Raw genomic sequence first — 22069 nt, forward strand, 5'->3', positions numbered from 1 at the left:
TTACTTTATTATTTTTCAATAAAAGATGCATTTTTATTATAGCGTAACTTATACTCTACTGGCGATAAACCTGTTATCCGACAAAAAACGTCTCTAAAAGCTTTCGCATCGTTATAACCCACTTCATACATCACTTCGGTTACCGTTTTGGGATAATTTTCCAATTGTTTTTTAGCCGCTTCAATTTTAACTCTTTGTAGATAATCTAAAGGTGTAACACCTGTTGCTTTAATGAATCTTCGATCAAAATTTCTTCTTGTAATATGTAATTTTTCAGACAAATAAGCTATCGATATCTTTTCTTGAAAGTTTTGCTCTAAATACTCTTGAGCTTCCAAAACGGCTTCATCTTCATGTTCTTTTTGTCCGTTAAAAATTATAAATTCTGATTGCTGACTTCTATTCATATCTATTTGAAATATTTTGGAACACAATAAAGCGGTTTCTCTATCGTAGAATTTTTCAATTAAATACAAAATTAAGTTTAGAAAAGAATACGCTCCTCCATTGGTATAAATACCATTTTCATCTGTTATCAATTGGTCTGGTTGCAAATTGATATTTGGAAAACGTTGCTTAAAAACAGCTGCTGCAGACCAATGCGTTGCACACATTTTCCCTTCTAACAACCCGGTTGCTGCTAATAAAAAAGCACCTGTACATATACTGGCAACTTCTGCACCTAAATGATATTGTTTGTTGATCCAATCTATAATTTCTTGATTTTCCTGTACTGCACTATCAAAATTATGATTCAAAGAAGGAATGATAATACAATTGGTCTTCTTAATTTCGGATAACTTTTTATGAGGTTGAACCGTAAATAAATCATCATAAAAACCTATTTTTTGGGAGGTTCCAACTAATTCTATTGTAAAAACGGCATTCCTTCCTTTAGCAGTAAAAATAGCATTGGCACGATTAAAAATCTTATACGATCCCACAATACTACTCAAATTGTTTTCTCCATTTGGAACCAATATCGTTAAATGCTTCATGATATCTTTTCTTACAAATATACAAAACACACTTGTCTAAATCAACCCGTTAATATGTCTATATTGCACTACTTTATTCTCTATTAGATTACAGAAATTTGTAAAAAAAAGATGAAATCTCACATTTTCAAACTTGTATTCGTTTTACAAACATTCTTATTTTATGGACAAAATCAATCTACAATTAAAAATCAAAATCATATGAAATCATTCACAACAACCATAGAAGTAAATCAAAATCCTGAACAAGTATTTCAAACCATACAAGATTTTAGAGCGTGGTGGTCGATGGATATTGAAGGTAAAACCAATGTTTTGAACGAAACTTTTTTCTATCATTACAAAGAGGTTCATTTGTGTAAAATTAAACTTATCGAACAAATTGCTAATAAAAAACTAGTCTATCTAGTTACTGAAAATCAATTCAATTTTACCCAAAATCAAAGCGAATGGGTAAATACCAAACTTATTTTTGACATTGAATCACAAGGTTCACAAACAAAAATAACGTTTACTCATGAAGGATTGGTTCCTACTTATGAATGTTATCAAGTTTGCGAAGATGCATGGACAAGTTATATTCAAGGCAGTTTGAAAAGTTTAATTACAACTGGAACTGGAAAACCAAATCCGAAAGAAGGAGGTTTAAATGCTGAATTAGTTGAAAAATGGGGACTTCCAAATAAATAAGAATATGAAACATACGAATTACAACTTTCGTTTTAGCAGTTCGAAATCGGCTGCGACTATTTTCAATATTCTTTTACATCCTGAAAAATGGTGGAAAGGATTATTTGCAGAAGAAATCACGGGAAAAAGCCAACAAATTGGAGACGAATTCTCCTTTCGAGCTGGAAACGGAGCTCATTTTTCAGTTCAAAAGTTAATTGATACTATTCCAAACCAAAAAATTACTTGGTTGGTTACCCAAAGTCATTTATCATTTTTGGATCAAAAAGACGAATGGAATGAAACGCAAATTACTTTTGAATTAGAAGAAACTGAAGATCGAACTCTTGTTACTTTTACTCATAAGGGTCTTGTTCCTGAAATAGAGTGCTATAACCAATGTTCCAATGCTTGGTCGCAGTATCTACAAAATTTAAAAGTTGCCTTAGATTAAGCAAAATATTGTAGTTTTTCCAATGTAATTCCGGTATATTTGTTTTAGGTGTTTTTTGAAATAAAACTTAATTTCAATTTTCTAAAACCAATATGAAAGATAATTTTTCTTCTCAATCAGATCAATATGCAAAATACAGACCGAAATATCCTGCTGAACTTTTTGAATATCTGAATACATTAGTAATTAACAAAGAAAAAGCTTGGGATTGTGGAACTGGAAACGGTCAGGTAGCTCAAGAATTAGTAACCTCCTATACAACTGTTTATGCTACCGATATTAGTCAATCACAAATTGATAATGCTTGGCCGTCAAAACAAATCATTTATTCGGTACAACCTGCTGAAAAAACAAATTTTAAAGACAACTTATTTGATTTAATCATTGTAGCACAAGCGATTCATTGGTTTGATTTTGAAAGATTTTATGCTGAAGTACAACGTACTGCAAAAGAAAAGGCAGTATTTGTGGCTTTAGGTTATGGTCGAATTACTATTTCAGAAGAAATCGATGCACTTATTTCTCATTTTTACACCGATGTAATTGGCGAATATTGGGACAACGAACGAAAATACATTGATGAAAATTACAAGACCATACCTTTCCCTTTTGACGAAATTGCAACGCCACATTTTACGAATACGCAACACTGGAGTTTGGAGCATCTTATTGGTTATTTGAATACTTGGTCTGCTGTAAAACACTACATGAAACAAAATCAGGTTAACCCAATACTTGAATTAGAAACAAAATTAGAAAAAATTTGGGGAACAGAAAAAATGAGAAAAGTTCATTTTCCCATACTTTTGCGTGTCGGTTATGTAAACCAAAAAAGTTTATAAAATGAAGCTATTTCCAGAAAAAGATATCAATATTCCCTTATCAGAAAATCATCATAACCTGATTGTAAACTTGAAAAAAAATACAATCGATAGTAAACAATTTACAGGGTATTGGGAAGATAAAACGTTTGTTGGTGAAATAGTAACCAATACATTTACCATTCAACTATCTAGTTTTTTTGGTAATTTTTGTATCATAAAAGGACAGATATATCCAAACAATTTAGCATTGCATCTTTTTACGGGTATGAAACTAAAAATATACTTTACGCTTTATTCAATAATGGTTGTACTCATATCAATTGACTTGCTAAATAGAAAAGAATTCGGTACAATATTCGCATTTATATTTTTTTTGTTGCTATTTAGAGGCATTATAGAAATAGGATTTCGAGTTGCTTCACCTATAATTTTGAAAAAATTAGTCTACGTTTTGAGAAAGAAATCTTAATGTTACGTACAACCTCTTTTAATCTCAAAATCTTATATAAAAGAATAAAACAATCGTTATACAATATTATTGACTGTAATCTTTTAACTTTGTAACACAACATTTAGTCTCTTTTAATGACATCTACTGTTTTACTTAGCGAAAATTTATCCATCGGTTATAAACATAAAAACGAATCTAAAACGATTATTGAAAGTTGTACCATCAATCTAGAAGCAGGTCAATTGGTAGCGCTCATTGGTGCCAATGGAATTGGTAAATCTACTCTATTAAAAACCCTAACAGGTATTATTCCTCCTTTAAAAGGAGAAATAGTATTACAAGGTAAACCATTAAAAAATTACAATCCCAACTTATTAGCGCAAGAATTAAGCATTGTTTTAACCGAACATTTGCCACCAAGTAATTTAACGGTTTATGAGATTGTGGCTCTTGGGAGACAACCTTATACCAATTGGTTAGGTACTTTAACCAATGAAGACAAAGAAAAAATTGATCATGCCATTGCATTAACTGGAATAGGCAATTTTATAGATAAAAAACATTATGAAATAAGCGATGGTCAATTACAAAAAGCATTAATCACAAGAGCTTTAGCACAAGATACGGCTATCATTATTTTAGACGAACCTACCACACATCTCGATTTATTACATAAAGTTTCCTTAATAAAACTTTTAAAAAAACTAACTCAAGAAACGAATAAAACAATTCTATATTCTACACATGACATTGATTTAGCCATTCAATTGTGTGATGAAATGATTGTTTTAACACCTAATAAGCTCGTAAAAGATCAGCCTTGTAATTTAATTGAACAAAATGTTTTTAACGAATTGTTTCAAAATGAAGCCATTACTTTCGATAAAACCATAGGCAAATTTAAAATCGTTTAACTCTAAAATTATTTTCCCTATTTGGTAACCCAAATAACTAAAGTATTTAGTAATTTTATAAAAAAATTAATCCATGAAAAAATATATAGTTTTTGTAATTTCCCTTATTAGTTTCTCTATGAATGCTCAATTAAAATCAGTTGCCTATACTGATGGCGGTCAAAAATTAGAAGGCTTTTTTGCTAAAGCAACTACGGCTAACCCAAAAAACATCGGAGTTATCATCTTACCTGCTTGGATGGGTATCGATGCACATGCTAAAGAGTCTGCTGAAAATTTAGCTGCATTAGGGTATCATGCTTTTGTAGCAGATATTTATGGTGTAGGTAACACCCCTAGTAATACTACTGAAGCAGGAAAATTAGCTGGGTATTTTAAAAACAGTTATAAAGATTACCAAAAAAGAATTCAATTAGCTATTGATCAATTAGTAAAACAAGGTGCAAATCCTGATGAAATTGCAGTTATTGGGTATTGTTTTGGTGGAACAGGAGCTTTAGAAGCTGCAAGAGGGAATTTAAAAGTAAAAGGAGTAGTTTCTTTTCACGGTGGTTTAGGAAAAGATCCAATGCGTCAAACTGAAGCCATCACTCCAAAAGTATTAGTACTTCATGGAGCTGATGATCCATATGTACCTCAAAAAGAAGTATTAGCTTTTCAAGACGAAATGAAAATTGGAAAAGCAGTATGGCAAATGAATATCTATTCAAATGCGGTTCATGCATTTACGCACAAAGATTTAGACACTGATAATAGTAAAGGTGCAGCTTATAATGAATTAGCCGATAAAAGAAGTTGGCAAGCGATGCAAGATTTTTTTACAGAAATTTTCAATTAATAGAAATACTAAAAAAGGTTCACAGTGGTGAACCTTTTTTAGTATTTCTATTTTTATACTTCACTATTGTTTTACAAATTTTTGAACACTCGTTCCTTCAGGAGAAGCAATCGTAACCATATAAATTCCAGCTACTAAATCAGAAACATTGATTTGAGCTTCAGTAGCATTAACATGGCTTTGTTTAACCATTCTTCCATTAACATCCATTATAGTTATAGTATTCATCTGTGTATTTTCTGAAGAGATTGTTAATTGGTTTACCGCAGGATTAGGATACATACTAAAACCATTTACTGCAAATGCCTTAGAACTTAATGTACTCGTAACCGCTATATCATCTATATTTAATTCATATTGATCCGTAACATCATGATGTCTAAAGGCTACATAGACAGTTTGACCATAAAAAGAAGAAATATCTAATGTTCTAGATACAAAAACTCCATCGCCTCCATTTTGACCAATAATTTCTGTAAAACTAATTGGAGATGCTAAAAAATCTGTAGTGGTATTTGTAGTAGCCACATAAACAGAGTAATTCTCATCTGGATAGTCTGAATCTATACCTCTTGCCAACCAAGACAATTCAATTGTGGTTCCATTAGCATATGATGATAAATCGATTGGATAAGAAATAATCCAGTTATCTGGTGTTAAAGCTCCTGAATTATTATCATAAGAAGCCGAACGCAAACATGGATTCCCATCTGGTGTACCATTTTGATCTAAATCATAATCAGCAACATCCCATGTAACTCCATCTCCATCTTCATCTAACGATTGCCAACAAACATAGGCAACTCCAACATTGGTAAAGTCTTCTGTAAATGGCGGTGCCATAGCTGTAGGACAATTCACAACCGTTTCAGTTATTTCAAAATCGAAACCAGCTGCACTCCATTCGTCAGTCCATTCAAGAAAATAAACTTCTCCAGGTTGTACCACAAAACTTACTTCAGACAAATAATTGCCTGATGCAATGTCATCATTATATGTAATACAGTTTAAGGCTCCACAACTTCCAGAATATACATTGATGTACGTATCATCACTATTAACTACACCATCATTTTGAGATAAATTAGAAGTGATTGTTACAATTCCAGAAATAGTCGATGTATAGGAATACCATTCTGAATACGTAGCTGAACCATTGCCACACACATCTAGAAATGTTCCGTTTATTGCTCCAACAGTAGTAATTCCTGCTGTTGCCGTAACAGCTGTAGCGCAGGTGTTTTGTGAATTAGCTAAAAAAAAGTTTCCTAAAAGAAACGTAGTAAGTAAAATTTTTCTCATTTTGTATTATTTTATTTACAATAAAAATATAAAAACCAATAAAAAGTAAATATATTTTAACATTTATTAACTTTTTTTTATCAATTAAACAGATTTTATATTAAAAAAATAAACTTAAATGAATTTATATTAGATATAAACAACAAACAAACTACAAAACAATTTGTGAAACTTCTTTAACAGACCCAACATCTATTCCTTCCAAATACATTTTTCCTACTCTAACTCGTACCAATCGTAATGTAGGAAAGCCAATAGCCGCTGTCATTTTTCTTACTTGACGAAATTTCCCTTCGGTAACCGTTATGGAAACCCAAGAAGTTGGTCCGTGACGTTCATCTCGTATTTTTTTTCCTGGTCCAATAAAAGAAGGTAGCGTTTCAATTCGTTTCGCTTTACAAGGCAAGGTTTTATATTTTGAACCATTTACACCTATTTCTACTCCTTTTTGCAAGAGTTGCACGGCTTCATCAGTAACAATACCATCCACTTGAGCATAATATTCTTTTTCAACAGTTTTACTTCGCACTTGTTCACTCACTTTGCCATCTGTAGTAAGCAATAACAAACCTTCCGAATCTTCATCGAGCCTACCAATTGCCATAGTACCTTCTGGAAAAGGATACAATTCGCCTAATAACTTCTTTTTTCTTTTCAATTCATAAATAAACTGACTCAAATAGCCATGCGGTTTATGAAGCATAAAATGTTGGTGACTCATTTTTTTTTGGATTTACTGCAAAAATACAGTATTCAATTTATATGAATTCTGATTTTAAAGTTGAATTAATTCCTTAAATTTACAATTGAAATTTCTTAATGTATATGTCACAAATTATTTTAGTATTAGCCGTATTTATTCTCGCTTTAGCCATAGGTTTTTACCTTGGCAAATTGCTTTCTAAAACCCAAGCTCAAGCCGAAAAATCTTCTTTAGAAGAAAGGGTTTCAGGTTTGGTAAACCAAATGGAACAAGTAAAAAATCAATTGCAAGCCGAAAAATTACAATTTGAAAAGACCTTAGCACAAATTGTTACTGAAAAAGAGAATCTTCAAAAAGAGAAAGAAGCATTAGCCATTCATTTGGCCAAAAAAGAAAACGATTTTGACAATTTATTAGAACGCAATAAAGAACAGAAACAAGAAGTAAATGAACTTCAGGAAAAGTTTACCAAAGAATTTGAAAATTTAGCCAATAAAATTTTAGAGGAAAAAACCACAAAGTTTACAGAACAAAATAAAGAAAACTTGAAAATTATCTTGAATCCGTTACAAGAAAAAATTCAATTGTTTGAAAAGAAAGTAGAAGACACTCATAAAGAAAGTATTGATTATCATGCCGCATTGCGTCAGCAAATTTTAGGTTTGAGAGAAATGAATGATAAAATGTCGAAAGAGACCGTTAATTTGACCAAAGCTTTAAAAGGAGATAGCAAAATGCAAGGAAATTGGGGCGAATTGGTATTAGAACGTGTTCTGGAAAAATCAGGTTTAGAAAAAGGACGTGAATACGAAGTACAGCAAAGTTTTACGAGTCAAGAAGGTGGAAGAATCATGCCTGATGTGATTATCAACCTTCCAGATGGTAAAAAAATGGTGATTGACTCTAAAGTTTCTTTAACTGCTTACGAACGTTATGTAAATGAAGAAGACGAAACCGCAAAAAGTATCATTTTAAAAGAACATGTTACTTCAGTAAAAAGACATGTTGACCAATTGAGTGATAAAAACTATCAGGATATTTACCATATGGAAAGTCCCGATTTTGTATTGCTTTTTATTCCAATTGAACCCGCATTTGCATTGGCACTTAATGAAGATAGCACCTTATACAACAAAGCTTTTGAAAAAAACATTGTGATTGTAACACCTGCTACTTTATTAGCAACCCTTCGTACTATTGACAGTATGTGGACCAATCAAAAACAACAAGAAAATGCCATTGAAATTGCACGACAAGCCGGTGCTTTGTATGATAAATTTGAAGGTTTTGTTTCCGATTTAATTAAAATTGGTAAAAAAATGGACGAAGCCAAATCGGAATATGGGAACGCCATGAACAAATTAGTAGAAGGAAAAGGAAACCTTGTGGTAAGCGTAGAAAAACTTAAAAAAATGGGTGCCAAAGCTAAAAAAGCACTTCCAGAAAGTGTTTTAAAAAGAGCTTCTGAAAATGAAATCAATTCCATCATAGAAAACGAATAAATTATGACAGTCTTTAAAAAAATAGTTTTTTTCAGCATCTTAGTAGCGATTCTTACACTCGTTGGTTATATGAGTTACATTTATTATGTTCCTTACAGTGAAGGTGTTCGTTCAGGTGAATTAATAAAAATTAGTAAAAAAGGATACTTTGTTAAAACTTGGGAAGGAGAAATTAGTCAAGGTATTTCAGGAGCGCAAATTTTTAAATTTTCAGTTTTAGACGATCAGCAACCCGTAATTGATAGTTTGAAAAACTTACAAGGAAAGTTTGTAAAAGTGGAATATGTGGAGCGCTTACGAACCTTCTTTTGGTGGGGAGACACTCGTTATTTTATTACCAAAGTTGAAAAAGAAACTTCTCCTTATTTTAATAATGGTGAATAATGAACCTCAATTTTTAAAATAGCATTTAATTGAGTTGCTTTAGATAATAACGGAAATAACCCTTGGAATTTATAAGAGAATGAATAAGAAAAAAGAATCGAATACTGTTGAAGCATCAAAAGTTACGTTAAGCGAATTGATGCTTGCTTCACATACTAATTTTAGTGGTAAAATACATGGTGGCTATTTGTTGCAGTTAATGGATCAAATTGCCTTTGCAAGTGCCTCTAGATATTCCGGTTGTTATTGTGTTACCGCTTCTGTAGATAAAGTGGACTTTTTAAATCCTATCGAGATTGGTGAATTGGTTACTCTAAAAGCTTCTGTAAATTATGTAGGCAACACCTCTATGGTTGTAGGTATTCGCGTGGTTTCAGAAAATATTCAAACGGGTGTTGTAAAACATTGTAATTCGAGTTATTTTACCATGGTGGCCAAAGATGAATCAGGAAAGACCACTTCGGTTCCGCATTTAATTCTATCGGATTTACAAGAAGTAAGACGTTTTTTCGATGCCTTACGACGTATTGAACAAAACAAAAAAAGAATCCATCAAGAAAGTTCTTTTGATTATACATCCAAAGCTGCTTTGGATTTACTAAAAAAATATAATGTAATTATCGATTTACCTTAATGGCTTAATTGTTCTTTTTAAGAATAATTTCTTTTCGGTCAAATTGCAAATAACCTTCTTCTTGAAGTTCGTTAATCAAAATATTTAAAGTGGGTCTAGACGTACCTATTAGAGAAGCAATTTCTCTTTGTGTAAAAGGGTGTTTGATAACGGTATCTCCAGAAACTGTATTTTTATATCCATAATCCAAAGCGAGTTCATTCAAGTATTCTTTCAAACGCGTTTTAGTATCTTTAAACAATAACAATTTCAATCTACGTTCCAATCGTTTTAGTCTAAAACCTATAAACTTATAAATTTTCAAGCTGAGTTCGCGGTTTCCTCTAATTAATTCGAGCATTTCATCGGCAGCAATAGGGCAAATTGTTGTATTATTTTCGAGTGCCAATGCAAATTCGTTCCTTTTTTCTTCACCTAGAATTGCTTTCTCTCCAAAAATTTCTCCTTTTGATAAAATCGCAGATATAATCTCCTCACCTTCTTCGTTGATGTAACCAATTTTTATCTTACCATTACTAACAAGGTATATTTTATCAGCAGTATCGTCTTCTGTATAAATAATATCATTTTTTTTGTAATTTTTAGACGAATGACTGTGCCCTGCATCTTTATATTTATGCGGACACATGATATTAAACAGGTTGACATCTTCAAAATACCAAATGGAACTCATTAGCAATAATTTTTAGTATATCAAAAATACTGATATTATTACAATAAAAAAATGCTCTAGAGATTCTAAAGCACATTTATCATTTTATTAACGAATTCCTATTGAAATTAAAGTCGTTTTTATTTTACACTTTCCAATTTAACGCCATGTATTGGGCAAAAATTCCAATTTCCTTTCATTTCAGCGTGATCCACAGAACATTCTTTGGTTGGCAACAAACTCACTAAAGGTAGTTCATATTTAAACTCTCTATTGGAATGTTTTACTGTAAATTCACCTTTTTGATATTCATTTATAAGATTTAATCCTTTTTTATCTTTTACTTCAAAAACATAAAAATGCATCCCTTCACCCATTTTACCCATCATATTGCTGAATGTTGGTCTAATTCTGTTTAAAAAAGACAACACTTCAGACGATAGTTCTTCCTTTTGTAAAGGTGTATAAATTATCCCATTACTATCTATGATAGAAATTTCTTTTTTTAGATCATCATCACTAGTATAACTTATTGCACCATTAAATTTCACATCCATATTTAAAGCACAAATAATTACAAAATCATCAAACACGGTTTGAATTTGATTAATTGCACCAGGAGTAAACTGTTCATTATCTTGAAAAATTACTTTCCAAAAACTAGTTGGGATCCAAAATGATAATGCCATATTATTTTCATTTTTATCCCATTTTTGAACATCTCTTACATAATCGGTATAATTTACTTTTCTGGCCGATTGCCCATAAACTTGTCCTATTGTAACTAATAGTAGGGCTAGAATTGTTGCTTTCATTTCTTTGTTTTAGATAGATTTACTCAGCAAATGCAAATATAAAGCGAAATATTATAAAAATAGTTTTCGGAATAAACTTATTTTTTATCATTATTTTATATTTCTTAGAAAACTATTTTCTTTATTTATTCTATTTACCAACAATGCTCATTTCTGTTTGTAGGTGACCAAATACCAAAAGATAGTCTTACTTCTGATAATACATTCACAAAAGTGTTTAGATAGTCAGAAACAAATTCTTGATGATTTTCGTTCATTTAATCTATTGTTATGAATTATTCTTTTACACTAAGAGATAAAAGTGTAGTAAACCGTAACTAGTATTTTTTAGCCCCGATAACAACGGCATCCTTTTTATTTGTTTTGCTTTATTGAAAATTTACAAGGAGAAACAAATAAAAAGATACAGTGAATAGCGGGAGATGGTGCTACTGAAAAATCTATCTTGTGCTTCTCAAAAAACTAATTAATTTACTCTTTCAAAGGGATTTCACAGTATTTATTGTAAATTCTAATTTCGGTAAAATCTTTTCGAGCTCTTACTATATTTGATTGAATGGCTGAATAATCGATGATTTCGTTATCGACTTCTACAATTCCTTTTTCAAAGGGCAGACCAATAATATTCAATTCTATAATTTCATAAGAAGTAGTAAATTTCCCCGATTTAAATTGTTGGATAATTAAAACGTCTTCTTTTCCAACCAAATTGAAATTGCGAATGCTATAACGTCCTTTCATGTAATCGTAACCGTCTTGACCATCTTCATATACCATGGAAGATTCTTTACCTAGTTTATAATAGACATCGATTTTTAATTCGGTAATTTCTAATTCTCCTACATATTGTTGGATGGGATATTTTGGAATAATTGCGCCTTCTTTTACAAAAACAGGCAAGGTATCAATATCAGCATCTACCCATTTTTCTTCGCCACCTTCTATTAATTCGTTATTGAAAAAATTATACCATTTGCCATTCGGAAAATACATTCTTCTTCCTTTGGAATTTGGTTCTACGATAGGACAAACTAAGATACTCTCACCATAAATAAATTCGTCATTTCGGAAATAGGTTTGCTGGTCTTCTTGATCATAAACAACCAAAGATTTAATAATAGGCACTCCTTCTTCTATGTATTTCCAAAATGCGGTATATAAATAGGGTAATAATTGGTATCGGATTTCAATAAATTTACGTACAATATCAGTAATATTGGTACCAAAAGCATATGGTTCTTGATCGCCATGATCACCTGAAGAATGAGTTCTACAAAAAGGGTGAAACACCCCAAGTTGAATCCATCTTGCGTACAATTCGCCATTCGGTTGTTCAGCAAAACCACCTATATCGGAACCTACAAATGAAAAACCAGAAAGGCTCATTCGTTGAGCCTGCGCATTGGCAATTTGTAAATGTTCCCAAGTTGCTACATTATCGCCTGTCCAAGTAGAAGTATAACGTTGCGTACCCGAATAAGCAGCACGCGTAATTACAAAAGGCCGTTTTGGATAGGAAAACTTTTTCAATCCGTGATAGGTAGCCCGAGCCATTTGCATCCCATACACGTTGTGTGCTTTTCTGTGACTACAATTCGAACCGTCGTAGTTATGTCTTACATCGTCTGGGAAAGATTTCCCTGGCACATCCATTACAGCTGGCTCATTCATATCGTTCCAAACTCCTTTTACCCCTATTTCTTCAATTAGTTCTTTAAAAAGATCGGCCCACCATTCTCTCACTTTTGGATTGGTAAAATCGGGAAAATAACATTCCCCTGGCCAAACTTTTCCTTTTACATAGGGTCCATCAGCTCTTTTACAAAAATATTTATTTTCCAAGCCTTCTTGGAACACCCAATAATCAGGATCAATTTTTATACCTGGATCTATAATAACAATAGTTTTAAAACCATCATCGGCCAATTCGGCCACCATTCGTTTAGGATCTGGAAAATAGTCTTTATTCCAAGTAAAACAACGAAAACCATCCATATAATCGATATCGAGGTAGATGGCATCGCAAGGAATTTTAAGTTCTCTGAATTTTTGAGTGACTTCCTTTACTTTGGCTTCTGGGAAATAACTCCATTTGCATTGATGATAGCCTAATGCCCATAACGGTGGCAAATGTTTAGGACGACCAGTTAAATCAGTATAATTAGCAATTACATCATTCATTTCAGGACCATAAATAAAGTAGTAATTCATTTCGCCACCCATGGCCCAAAAACTGGTTACACTTCTTCTTTCATGGCAAAAATCGAAATAGGTTTTGAAGGTATTATCAAAGAAAATTCCATAGGATTTTTTTGAATGTAAGCCAATGTAAAACGGAATGGCTTTATAAATTGGATCGGTATCTTTTCCAAACGCATAGGAATCGGTTACCCAATTTTCAAAACGTTTTCCTTTCAAATTATTTTGACAAGGTTTGTCGCCTAAACCGTAAAAACTCTCACTGGTTTCAGAATGTTTCGACATTTTCACAATATCACCGCCTAATTCATAACTTTCTTCCCAGTGAAATCCTAATTCGTCTTGACAAATTAAGGTTTTATCTACAGCATCATACAATACGGTTTTTAAATCTTTTTTAGAAATAACGCAGATTATTTTAGAAGTACTAATTTCATAGCTTTCAGTCGTTTCTGTAATATCCAATTGATTATAACCTCTACTCGCTTGGGATGAAATAGCGTAGGAAAAATCCCTACTAAAAGAACCCACAGTTGTAAATCGGAAACGCAGTACACTATCTCTTATTACGGTTACTTGTAAAACAACATTATTCGCTGTATAAAAGTAAATTTTATCAACATCTTTCTTAAAGGAAACAATTTTGTTTGGAAAAAGATTCCCTTTATGTTCTAACTCTGTATTTAAAATCATGACTTACTTTTTTTACCATCATTTATTACTATCCTCTAAAATAACAAATTATTTATACTTATATACCGAAATCCCCAAAGGAGGCAAAGAAGTTATGAACGAAAACGTTTGATTATGAAAGAAAAAATGTTCTGTAGTTATTTCATGTTCATTTATAACATTACTTCCTCCATATTTAGAAGCGTCACTATTAAAGATTTCTTCTAAAATTCCTTCTTTACAAACTCCTATTCTATACTTTTGGAGTGGATTCGTTGAAAAATTACAAACCACTACTAATCTATCGCTTTCATTATTACCTTTTCTATAATAGGATATCACACTATTTTCAGTATCGTCATAACTAATCCATTCAAAACCATCCTGTGTAAAAGGGATTTCATACAACGCTTTATTTTCTTTGTACAACAAGTTCAAATCAGCTATGTATTGTTGAAAATGAATATGAGGAAAAAAATCCAATAAATTCCAGTCGAGACTCGATTGAAAATTCCATTCTTCATATTGTGCAATTTCATTTCCCATAAATAGCAACTTTGTGCCAGGATGTGTAAACATATACCCATACAAAACTCTTAAATTAGCAAATCGTTGCCATTCATCTCCAGGCATTCTTCCGAGAATTGATTTTTTCCCGTAAACTACTTCATCATGAGATAACGGTAGCATAAAATTTTCACTAAAAGCATAGGTTAAACTAAAAGTGATTTCATTTTGATGGTATTTTCGATATATGGTATCTTTATTAAAATAGTGCAAGGTATCGTGCATCCAACCCATCATCCATTTCATACCAAAACCTAAACCGCCAATTGAAGTAGGTTTAGAAACCATTGGAAAAGCAGTCGATTCCTCAGCAATAGTTTGAACATCGGGGTAATTCAAATATACGGTTTCATTGAGTTCTTTTAAAAAGCTTATCGCTTCTAAATTTTCATTTCCACCAAAAACATTGGGTTCCCATTCTCCTTCTTTTCTAGAATAATTCAAATAGATCATAGAGGCCACAGCATCCACTCGAAGACCGTCTATGTGATATTGGTCTAACCAAAATAAAGCATTGCTAATTAAAAAGGCACGAACTTCATTTCTCCCGTAATTAAAAATAAGGCTTTTCCAATCGGGATGATATCCTTTTTTAAGATCAGGATGTTCATATAAACAAGAACCATCAAATCTACCTAAACCGTGTGCGTCTTCTGGAAAATGAGAAGGTACCCAATCCAGAATTATGCCTATCTCTTCTTTGTGAAAAGCATCTACTAAATATTTAAATTCTTCAGGATACCCTAAACGAGATGTGGGTGCGAAATATCCTGTAATTTGGTAACCCCAAGAAGGGTCATAAGGATATTCCATTATCGGCATGAACTCAACGTGCGTGAAATTCATTTTTTTTACATAGCTGACCAATTCATCAGCCAATTCAAAATAAGACAAGGAACGATTTTCTTCTACTTTTCGTTTCCAAGAAGTTAAATGCACTTCATAAACAGAATAAGGGGCTTGTAAGTTATTTTTACTCGCTCTTTGTTGCATCCAATTAGTATCGTTCCAGACGTAGACATCATCCCAAACGATAGAACCTGTTTTGGGTGGATGTTCACAACGTTTGGCAAACGGATCTGCTTTTTCAATTTTCCCTGAACTAAGTTTGGATCGAATCGCATATTTATAAACAGTTCCTTTACCTACATGAGGAATAAATCCTTCCCAAATACCAGACGAATCCCATCGTACTTGCAACGAATGCTCCCCTTCCATCCAATAATTAAAATCTCCTACAACAGATACACTAGAAGCATTTGGTGCCCAAACTGCAAAATAAGTTCCTTGTTCACCATTTACGTCTATTATGTGAGAACCTAGTTTTTCATACAACCGATAATGTTTACCTGCTTTAAACAAATCGATATCAAATTCAGTAAAGAAACTATGTGCTATAACCATTCCCATATTAAAGTGTAAAGTTCGATGGAATAATCGCACCTTTTTTCACAATAACAATTCCATCTCTAACGGTATAAGTAGGTGTATCGACATCTTCCAAATGGGGTCCTCCTTCAATTTTAACATGATCTCCAATACAACAGTTTTTATCTAAAATTGCATTTTTAATATAACAGTTTTTACCAATACCCATGTTTACAATATTCTCATCCAATATTTCTTCCAAAGCTTGATAAAAATCACTGCCCATCATATAGGTATTTATTACGGTAGAACCACTTTCAATTTTGGATCGAATTCCAATGACAGAATATTCAATTTTTTCCGCATTAATAATACAACCCGAAGCTACAACAGCTTTAAACATTTGTGTCCCTGAAACCTTAGATGTAGGAAGCATTCGAGCATTCGTATAAATTCTTTTTGAGCGGTTATATAAATCAAATTCTGGAAAATCATCAGCTAAGCCTAAATTTGCTTTAAAGAAAGATTCAATATTACCTATATCAGTCCAATATCCTTCAAATTGATAACTCACCACTTTATTGGTATGGATAGATTGTGGAATAATTTCTTTACCAAAATCAATCGTGTCTGGATTTTCCATTAATTTAACCAATAGCTCTCTGTTAAAAATATAAATCCCCATCGAGGCTAAATATTCTCTTCCTTCTGCTTCCATTTCTTTACTTACAGCAGATTTCCAATCGGGAAGCAAATCTTTTCCTGGCTTTTCGATAAAAGAAGTAATACTATTGGTTGCATCTGTTTTCATAATACCAAAACCAGTTGCATCTTTGGCATTCACTGGAATTGTAGCTATGGAAATTTCTGCTTTCTTTTCGATATGGTTGTCCAACATTAATTGGAAATCCATTTGATACAATTGGTCACCAGATAAAATTAAAAAATATTCAAAATCGTGTTTTAAAAAATGATGCATACTTTGTCTGACAGCGTCTGCCGTACCTTGGAACCATTTTTGACTCATTGGAGTTTGTTCCGCAGCTAATACATCAACAAAAGCAGAACTAAAAAAGCTAAAATGATACGTATTTTTTATATGCCTATTTAAGGAAGCCGAATTAAATTGGGTTAAAACGAATATGCGTTTAAAATTGGAATTAATACAATTTGAAATAGGTACATCTACTAATCGATATTCACCAGCTATAGGAACTGCTGGTTTAGACCTGTTGTCTGTTAAAGGATACAATCGGGAACCTTGTCCGCCACCTAAAATAATCGAAACGACTTTTTCTGAAAACATACGTTACTTTTTTAATTTTTTATAGAGTTGTTGGTATTTTTTAGCTGAAGCCAACCAAGAATGGTCAATCTTCATAATTTGATTTCTAATTTGCTTAACAACCAATTGGTTTTGAAAAAGTTGCAAACTCCGATCAATAGCAGTTTCTATCGAAGTAAGACTAACCTCTTCCATTACGATTCCAAAACCGTTAGGCTTGTCATAATCAATAATTGTATCTTTTAAACCACCTACTCTATTTACAATAGGAATTGTTCCATAACGTAAAGAATACATTTGATTTAAACCACAAGGTTCTACTCTAGAAGGCATGAGTAAAAAATCAGCTCCCGCATAAATAATATGAGATAAGGCTTCGTTATAACCAGAAACATAGTGATATTTTCCTTTAAAAGCAGTATTTAATTGGGTTAATTCAGACTCTATTTTAGGGTTCCCAGAACCTAAAACAATAACAGACAACTCCACTTCAGATAAATAGTTGGAAAAAAGTTCAGCAAATAAATCGCAACCTTTATCTTCAACAAATCGTCCTATAAAGGCAATTAAGGGACGCTCTTTGTCTAAATCATAATTTTCACACAACCAATTTTTATTGGCACGTTTCCCTGTTGTCCAACTTGTTTTTTTATAATTCTTTTTCAAATAACTATCCGTTTCTGGATTCCAAATTTCTGTATCTATTCCGTTTAAGATGCCAGAACATTTTGCGGTTTCATGTTGCAATAATTGTTCTAATCCGTTTGCTTTTAATTTTAATTCCTCCATGTATGAAGGAGAAACCGTTGTAACTGCCCAAGCACATTTTATTGCAGCAGCCATTGGATTTATTGTTCCATCCCAATCTAACAAACCCACTTTAGAAAAATCAAATTTGGGAATCCATTCAATATTATCATGGGAAAACCAACCTTGATATTGTGCATTGTGAATGGTAAAAACAGTTGGGATCATTTTTAAACTATCAAACTGATAACATTGCGTCATCATAAAAGGGATTAACCCCGTGTGATGATCGTGAACATGTACTACTTCAGGTTGAGTTTCCCAAGTGGTAATCCATTTTAATGTCGCTATTTGAAAAGCTAGAAAACGAAGCGTATCATTTTGGGAATATACATAATCGGTATATAATAATTCAGGAATGTCTACTAAATAAATAGGAAATCCAATGTCTTTTTTTAACTGTTTAATTGTAAAGAAATATTTTTTCCCGTTTAAAGGTAACTCCTCTTCATAAAGTGTCGTGAATTTATGGTTGTGTAGAAATGGCAAATTATAAAAAGGCATGATTACTTCCGCCTTTTGATTATTTTGATTCTGATATTTGGGTAGTGCACCTACCACATCAGCTAAACCTCCCACTTTAGCAATAGGAAAACATTCAGCTGCCACATGAATTATTGCCATTTTTTTTTGTTAAATTACAATTTTTTATTCAAAATAGAGTTAAGAAAAAGAAAATAAAAAAGGTGTTTTGCAATCAAAAATCAATTTTTAAAGTCTAAATTTTATCAATTTGTTATTATTCAATTAATTTTTAAAATTAACTTCTCTTTAGATATAAAATACTATACAATTCCTAAAGTATTTTACTACAATTTAGCTATTCTCAAAAGACTATAAATTAACATTTTACACAATAAATCTATCAAAGTTTAACAAGTTTGCTTTTTAATTTTACAGGAAACAATCAAAAGCAAAAAATCATGAAAAATTGTATCTTAATTATCCTTTTTTTATTTACTACCTGCATCTATGCACAAGTAGGAATTGAAACCACTAATCCTACCGCTACTTTGGATATTAATGGTGATTTACGAATTAGAAGTACAACTTTAACAACCAATTTGACAGCAGCAAAAGATTCTATAATTGTGGTAGATAATGTAGGTAATTCAAAACGAGTATCCTCAAAAACGGTGGTTAACAGTTACCTTAAAACGGTTATTAAAGGACAATTTTCAAGTGGTGCCCTTGTAAATCTGAATCTCTTATCAAATAGAGTAAAAATTCCGTTTGATTTAATTCAATTTGATGCCAATTCAGAATTTAATACGACAACGAATACTTTCACAGCAAAACAAGATGGCATTTATGCGATAAAAATTCAGATCAAATCCAATTCAACAGTAGGTGTGTCAACAAATTTTGGGGTAGCCATAACCAAAAACGGAACAATTATAAACCGAAACAGCTTTGCTAATATAAGCGTTCTTTCAACGAATGTAACACCACCTGTAAGACAAGTGGAATCTCTTATTGAATTAACGACAGGTGACACCGTTATTTTCGAAATTGTTAGTGATCTAGCTTCTGTTTCTATTTTAGGCACCAGTGAAGATTGCTTTTTTACGATTCAGCAGATACGATAAAAAAAGCTCCAATAAAATTGGAGCTTTTTTAAAATTATAAGAGAACTGAATGTTACGCTTTTCCAGCTGCAATTAAATTTAAAGCAGAACCTGCTTTAAACCATTCAATTTGACCTTCATTATACGTATGATTTGCTAAAATTACATCTTTGGTACCATCAGCGTGAACGAATTCAATTGTTAATGGTTTTCCAGGTGCAAATTCAGTTAAATCTAAGAAGTTAATCGTATCATCTTCTTGAATTTTATCATAATCCGCTTCATTAGCAAATGTTAATCCTAACATACCTTGTTTTTTAAGGTTTGTTTCGTGAATACGAGCGAAAGATTTTACTAAAACCGCCTTAACACCTAAGAAACGTGGTTCCATAGCAGCATGCTCACGAGAAGAACCTTCTCCATAATTGTGATCTCCTACCACAATTGAGGGAACACCAGCAGCTTTATAAGCTCTTTGTACAGCAGGAACTGCATCATAACCTCCTGTCAATTGGTTTTTAACTTTATTCGTTTCTTGATTGTATGCATTTACAGCACCAATTAACATATTATTAGAAATATTATCCAAATGTCCACGGAAACGTAACCAAGGCCCAGCCATTGAAATATGGTCTGTTGTACATTTTCCAAAAGCTTTGATTAACAATTTAGCACCTGTAATATTTTCACCATTCCAAGGAGCAAATGGAGCTAATAATTGTAAACGTTCAGATGTAGGAGAAACAACTACTTCTACATTCGAACCATCTTCAGCAGGAGCCTGAAAACCAGCATCTTCTACATCAAAACCTTTATTTGGTAATTCATCACCTTTTGGAGGGTTTAATTTTACTTCTTCTCCTTTATCGTTTACCAACGTATCCGTTAATGGATTGAAATCTAATCTTCCTGAAATAGCTAATGCAGCAACCATTTCTGGAGAAGTTACAAAAGCATGTGTATTTGGATTACCATCAGCACGTTTAGAGAAGTTTCTATTAAACGAGTGAACAATTGTGTTTTTTTCTTCTTTATCTGCTCCTTCTCTATCCCATTGCCCGATACATGGCCCACAAGCATTGGTAAACACTTTAGTACCCATTTTCTCGAAAGTTGCAATAATACCATCTCTTTCGATAGTGTAACGAATTTGCTCAGAACCTGGATTAATACCAAATTCAGCTTTTGGAGAAATACCATGTGCAACTGCTTGCTCTACAATTGAAGCAGCACGTGTCATATCTTCGTAAGATGAATTGGTACAAGAACCAATTAATCCCCATTCCACTTTTATCGGCCAACCATTTGCAGCAGCTTCTTCTTTCATTTTAGAAACTGGTGTTCCTCTATCTGGAGTAAATGGTCCGTTAATATGTGGTTCTAATTCTGACAAGTTGATTTCAATTAATTGATCGAAATATTGAGCAGGATCAGCATATACTTCTTTATCAGCTGTTAAATATGTCGCAACTTTGTCTGCTGCTTTCACTACATCCTGACGGTCTGTAGCATTTAAATAACGACGCATCGAATCATCATAACCAAAAGTAGAAGTCGTAGCTCCAATTTCTGCTCCCATATTACAGATAGTACCTTTACCTGTACATGACATCGATTCAGCACCTTCTCCAAAATATTCAACAATTGCACCCGTTCCACCTTTAACTGTAAGAATATCTGCTACTTTAAGAATAACATCTTTTGGAGCAGTCCAACCGTTTAATTTACCCGTTAATTTTACTCCAATCAATTTTGGAAATTTCAATTCCCAAGACATTCCAGCCATTACATCTACAGCATCAGCTCCACCCACACCAATTGCTAGCATACCTAATCCTCCAGCGTTTACTGTATGAGAATCTGTACCAATCATCATTCCACCTGGGAAAGCATAATTTTCTAAAACAATTTGGTGAATAATTCCAGAACCTGGTTTCCAAAAACCAATTCCATATTTATTAGAAACGGAAGATAAAAAATCGAAAACTTCACTAGATTGTGATTTTGCTCTTGACAAATCTGCATCAGCACCAACCTTTGCTTGAATTAAGTGATCACAGTGAACTGTTGTTGGAACAGCTACATTTTTTTTACCTGCATGCATGAATTGTAATAAGGCCATTTGCGCAGTCGCATCTTGACAAGCTACTCTATCTGGTGCGAAATCAACATAATCTTTTCCTCTTGTGTATGCTTGTGTAGGCATTTTTTCCCACAAATGCGAATATAAAATTTTCTCAGATAATGTAAGTGGACGACCCACAAGCTCACGTGCTTTATCCACACGTTCTGCCATAGTAGCGTACACTTTTTCAATCATTTCAATATCAAAAGCCATACTATTATAATTATTTTTTGTTAGTTTTTAAAAGTGTCACAAATTTAGTGAATCTTAATGAGATTTAAAAATTTTTAATAAAACCTTAATTTCTACTAAATATTATTCTCAATTACGTATTTTTA

Annotated in this window: 21 protein-coding genes; 10 read left to right on the plus strand and 11 right to left on the minus strand. The window is 32.4% G+C overall.

All coding sequences use genetic code 11. The annotated features are described in order from the left end of the window. Positions 1 to 8 precede the first annotated feature (8 nt). The gene (locus FHG05_RS00115; protein WP_140995986.1) at positions 9 to 998 is read right to left on the minus strand and encodes a GlxA family transcriptional regulator; all 990 of its coding nucleotides are present in this window, start codon (positions 996 to 998) and stop codon (positions 9 to 11) included. Between the two features lie 201 nt (positions 999 to 1199). Between FHG05_RS00115 and FHG05_RS00120 the strand changes: the two genes are divergently transcribed. The 6 genes from FHG05_RS00120 to FHG05_RS00145 all read left to right on the plus strand — a co-directional run bounded on the left by FHG05_RS00120 (position 1200) and on the right by FHG05_RS00145 (position 5148). Beyond that, a complete protein-coding gene (locus tag FHG05_RS00120) occupies positions 1200 to 1688 on the plus strand; it encodes an SRPBCC family protein (RefSeq protein WP_140995987.1) in 489 nt (162 codons plus the stop codon). 4 nt (positions 1689 to 1692) lie between these two features. Further along, on the plus strand, positions 1693 to 2121 hold the full coding sequence (locus tag FHG05_RS00125) for an SRPBCC family protein (protein ID WP_140995988.1): 429 nt from the start codon (positions 1693 to 1695) through the stop codon (positions 2119 to 2121). 92 nt (positions 2122 to 2213) lie between these two features. Next, positions 2214 to 2963: a class I SAM-dependent methyltransferase gene (locus FHG05_RS00130; RefSeq protein WP_140995989.1), complete on the plus strand. Its 750-nt coding sequence runs from the start codon at positions 2214 to 2216 to the stop codon at positions 2961 to 2963. 1 nt (position 2964) lies between these two features. After that, the gene (locus tag FHG05_RS00135) at positions 2965 to 3414 is read left to right on the plus strand and encodes a hypothetical protein (RefSeq protein ID WP_140995990.1); all 450 of its coding nucleotides are present in this window, start codon (positions 2965 to 2967) and stop codon (positions 3412 to 3414) included. Positions 3415 to 3530: 116 nt separating this feature from the next. Next, positions 3531 to 4310 (plus strand): ABC transporter ATP-binding protein, encoded by a 780-nt coding sequence (locus FHG05_RS00140; protein WP_140995991.1) that lies wholly within the window; start codon positions 3531 to 3533, stop codon positions 4308 to 4310. 73 nt (positions 4311 to 4383) lie between these two features. Next, entirely contained in the window at positions 4384 to 5148 is a 765-nt protein-coding gene (locus FHG05_RS00145) for a dienelactone hydrolase family protein (protein ID WP_140995992.1), read from the plus strand. Between the two features lie 63 nt (positions 5149 to 5211). On the opposite strand, the gene FHG05_RS00150 is transcribed toward FHG05_RS00145, so the two are convergent. Both FHG05_RS00150 and FHG05_RS00155 read right to left on the minus strand, forming a co-directional pair. Beyond that, positions 5212 to 6450, minus strand: coding sequence for a T9SS-dependent choice-of-anchor J family protein (locus tag FHG05_RS00150; RefSeq protein WP_140995993.1), 1239 nt, complete (start codon positions 6448 to 6450; stop codon positions 5212 to 5214). Between the two features lie 151 nt (positions 6451 to 6601). Continuing rightward, positions 6602 to 7171 (minus strand): pseudouridine synthase, encoded by a 570-nt coding sequence (locus FHG05_RS00155; protein ID WP_140995994.1) that lies wholly within the window; start codon positions 7169 to 7171, stop codon positions 6602 to 6604. Between the two features lie 104 nt (positions 7172 to 7275). Here FHG05_RS00155 and rmuC point away from each other — a divergent pair, with 104 nt between their 5' ends. From rmuC to FHG05_RS00170, 3 genes are all read left to right on the plus strand, one after another. Further along, positions 7276 to 8655: a DNA recombination protein RmuC gene (gene rmuC / locus FHG05_RS00160; protein WP_140995995.1), complete on the plus strand. Its 1380-nt coding sequence runs from the start codon at positions 7276 to 7278 to the stop codon at positions 8653 to 8655. A 3-nt stretch (positions 8656 to 8658) separates the two neighbouring features. Continuing rightward, positions 8659 to 9039, plus strand: a complete 381-nt coding sequence (locus FHG05_RS00165; RefSeq protein WP_235889669.1) for a 6-phosphogluconate dehydrogenase — start codon at positions 8659 to 8661, stop codon at positions 9037 to 9039. Between the two features lie 79 nt (positions 9040 to 9118). Then, the gene (locus tag FHG05_RS00170; protein WP_140995996.1) at positions 9119 to 9673 is read left to right on the plus strand and encodes an acyl-CoA thioesterase; all 555 of its coding nucleotides are present in this window, start codon (positions 9119 to 9121) and stop codon (positions 9671 to 9673) included. Positions 9674 to 9677: 4 nt separating this feature from the next. On the opposite strand, the gene FHG05_RS00175 is transcribed toward FHG05_RS00170, so the two are convergent. The 7 genes from FHG05_RS00175 to FHG05_RS00200 form a co-directional block, all read right to left on the minus strand. After that, the gene (locus tag FHG05_RS00175; RefSeq protein WP_140995997.1) at positions 9678 to 10346 is read right to left on the minus strand and encodes a Crp/Fnr family transcriptional regulator; all 669 of its coding nucleotides are present in this window, start codon (positions 10344 to 10346) and stop codon (positions 9678 to 9680) included. A 119-nt stretch (positions 10347 to 10465) separates the two neighbouring features. Beyond that, positions 10466 to 11140: a hypothetical protein gene (locus tag FHG05_RS00180; RefSeq protein ID WP_140995998.1), complete on the minus strand. Its 675-nt coding sequence runs from the start codon at positions 11138 to 11140 to the stop codon at positions 10466 to 10468. Positions 11141 to 11274: 134 nt separating this feature from the next. Continuing rightward, positions 11275 to 11397, minus strand: a complete 123-nt coding sequence (locus FHG05_RS18620; RefSeq protein WP_262710424.1) for a hypothetical protein — start codon at positions 11395 to 11397, stop codon at positions 11275 to 11277. Positions 11398 to 11611: 214 nt separating this feature from the next. Continuing rightward, entirely contained in the window at positions 11612 to 14032 is a 2421-nt protein-coding gene (locus FHG05_RS00185) for a glycoside hydrolase family 31 protein (RefSeq protein WP_140995999.1), read from the minus strand. A gap of 48 nt (positions 14033 to 14080) precedes the next feature. Next, positions 14081 to 15988 (minus strand): 1,4-alpha-glucan branching protein GlgB, encoded by a 1908-nt coding sequence (gene glgB / locus FHG05_RS00190; RefSeq protein ID WP_140996000.1) that lies wholly within the window; start codon positions 15986 to 15988, stop codon positions 14081 to 14083. A 1-nt stretch (position 15989) separates the two neighbouring features. Continuing rightward, on the minus strand, positions 15990 to 17252 hold the full coding sequence (locus FHG05_RS00195) for a glucose-1-phosphate adenylyltransferase (protein WP_140996001.1): 1263 nt from the start codon (positions 17250 to 17252) through the stop codon (positions 15990 to 15992). Positions 17253 to 17255: 3 nt separating this feature from the next. Further along, positions 17256 to 18662: a glycogen synthase gene (locus tag FHG05_RS00200; protein WP_140996002.1), complete on the minus strand. Its 1407-nt coding sequence runs from the start codon at positions 18660 to 18662 to the stop codon at positions 17256 to 17258. Between the two features lie 299 nt (positions 18663 to 18961). Between FHG05_RS00200 and FHG05_RS00205 the strand changes: the two genes are divergently transcribed. Continuing rightward, positions 18962 to 19627 (plus strand): C1q-like domain-containing protein, encoded by a 666-nt coding sequence (locus FHG05_RS00205; protein ID WP_140996003.1) that lies wholly within the window; start codon positions 18962 to 18964, stop codon positions 19625 to 19627. A 52-nt stretch (positions 19628 to 19679) separates the two neighbouring features. Here the strand turns inward: FHG05_RS00205 and FHG05_RS00210 are convergent, their stop codons facing one another. After that, positions 19680 to 21944, minus strand: a complete 2265-nt coding sequence (locus FHG05_RS00210) for an aconitate hydratase (protein ID WP_140996004.1) — start codon at positions 21942 to 21944, stop codon at positions 19680 to 19682. Between the last annotated feature and the right edge of the window lie 125 nt (positions 21945 to 22069).

It is taken from the genome of Flavobacterium profundi (assembly GCF_006491645.1).
Lineage (GTDB): Bacteria > Bacteroidota > Bacteroidia > Flavobacteriales > Flavobacteriaceae > Flavobacterium > Flavobacterium profundi.

What these genes read in the sequence shown, in the direction of transcription:
- FHG05_RS00115 (WP_140995986.1), bottom strand. Translation starts at nt 998, where the DNA reads ATGAAGCATTTAACGATATTGGTTCCAAATGGAGAAAACAATTTGAGT.
- FHG05_RS00120 (WP_140995987.1), top strand. Translation starts at nt 1,200, where the DNA reads ATGAAATCATTCACAACAACCATAGAAGTAAATCAAAATCCTGAACAA.
- FHG05_RS00125 (WP_140995988.1), top strand. Translation starts at nt 1,693, where the DNA reads ATGAAACATACGAATTACAACTTTCGTTTTAGCAGTTCGAAATCGGCT.
- FHG05_RS00130 (WP_140995989.1), top strand. Translation starts at nt 2,214, where the DNA reads ATGAAAGATAATTTTTCTTCTCAATCAGATCAATATGCAAAATACAGA.
- FHG05_RS00135 (WP_140995990.1), top strand. Translation starts at nt 2,965, where the DNA reads ATGAAGCTATTTCCAGAAAAAGATATCAATATTCCCTTATCAGAAAAT.
- FHG05_RS00140 (WP_140995991.1), top strand. Translation starts at nt 3,531, where the DNA reads ATGACATCTACTGTTTTACTTAGCGAAAATTTATCCATCGGTTATAAA.
- FHG05_RS00145 (WP_140995992.1), top strand. Translation starts at nt 4,384, where the DNA reads ATGAAAAAATATATAGTTTTTGTAATTTCCCTTATTAGTTTCTCTATG.
- FHG05_RS00150 (WP_140995993.1), bottom strand. Translation starts at nt 6,450, where the DNA reads ATGAGAAAAATTTTACTTACTACGTTTCTTTTAGGAAACTTTTTTTTA.
- FHG05_RS00155 (WP_140995994.1), bottom strand. Translation starts at nt 7,171, where the DNA reads ATGAGTCACCAACATTTTATGCTTCATAAACCGCATGGCTATTTGAGT.
- rmuC (WP_140995995.1), top strand. Translation starts at nt 7,276, where the DNA reads ATGTCACAAATTATTTTAGTATTAGCCGTATTTATTCTCGCTTTAGCC.
- FHG05_RS00165 (WP_235889669.1), top strand. Translation starts at nt 8,659, where the DNA reads ATGACAGTCTTTAAAAAAATAGTTTTTTTCAGCATCTTAGTAGCGATT.
- FHG05_RS00170 (WP_140995996.1), top strand. Translation starts at nt 9,119, where the DNA reads ATGAATAAGAAAAAAGAATCGAATACTGTTGAAGCATCAAAAGTTACG.
- FHG05_RS00175 (WP_140995997.1), bottom strand. Translation starts at nt 10,346, where the DNA reads ATGAGTTCCATTTGGTATTTTGAAGATGTCAACCTGTTTAATATCATG.
- FHG05_RS00180 (WP_140995998.1), bottom strand. Translation starts at nt 11,140, where the DNA reads ATGAAAGCAACAATTCTAGCCCTACTATTAGTTACAATAGGACAAGTT.
- FHG05_RS18620 (WP_262710424.1), bottom strand. Translation starts at nt 11,397, where the DNA reads ATGAACGAAAATCATCAAGAATTTGTTTCTGACTATCTAAACACTTTT.
- FHG05_RS00185 (WP_140995999.1), bottom strand. Translation starts at nt 14,032, where the DNA reads ATGATTTTAAATACAGAGTTAGAACATAAAGGGAATCTTTTTCCAAAC.
- glgB (WP_140996000.1), bottom strand. Translation starts at nt 15,988, where the DNA reads ATGGGAATGGTTATAGCACATAGTTTCTTTACTGAATTTGATATCGAT.
- FHG05_RS00195 (WP_140996001.1), bottom strand. Translation starts at nt 17,252, where the DNA reads ATGTTTTCAGAAAAAGTCGTTTCGATTATTTTAGGTGGCGGACAAGGT.
- FHG05_RS00200 (WP_140996002.1), bottom strand. Translation starts at nt 18,662, where the DNA reads ATGGCAATAATTCATGTGGCAGCTGAATGTTTTCCTATTGCTAAAGTG.
- FHG05_RS00205 (WP_140996003.1), top strand. Translation starts at nt 18,962, where the DNA reads ATGAAAAATTGTATCTTAATTATCCTTTTTTTATTTACTACCTGCATC.
- FHG05_RS00210 (WP_140996004.1), bottom strand. Translation starts at nt 21,944, where the DNA reads ATGGCTTTTGATATTGAAATGATTGAAAAAGTGTACGCTACTATGGCA.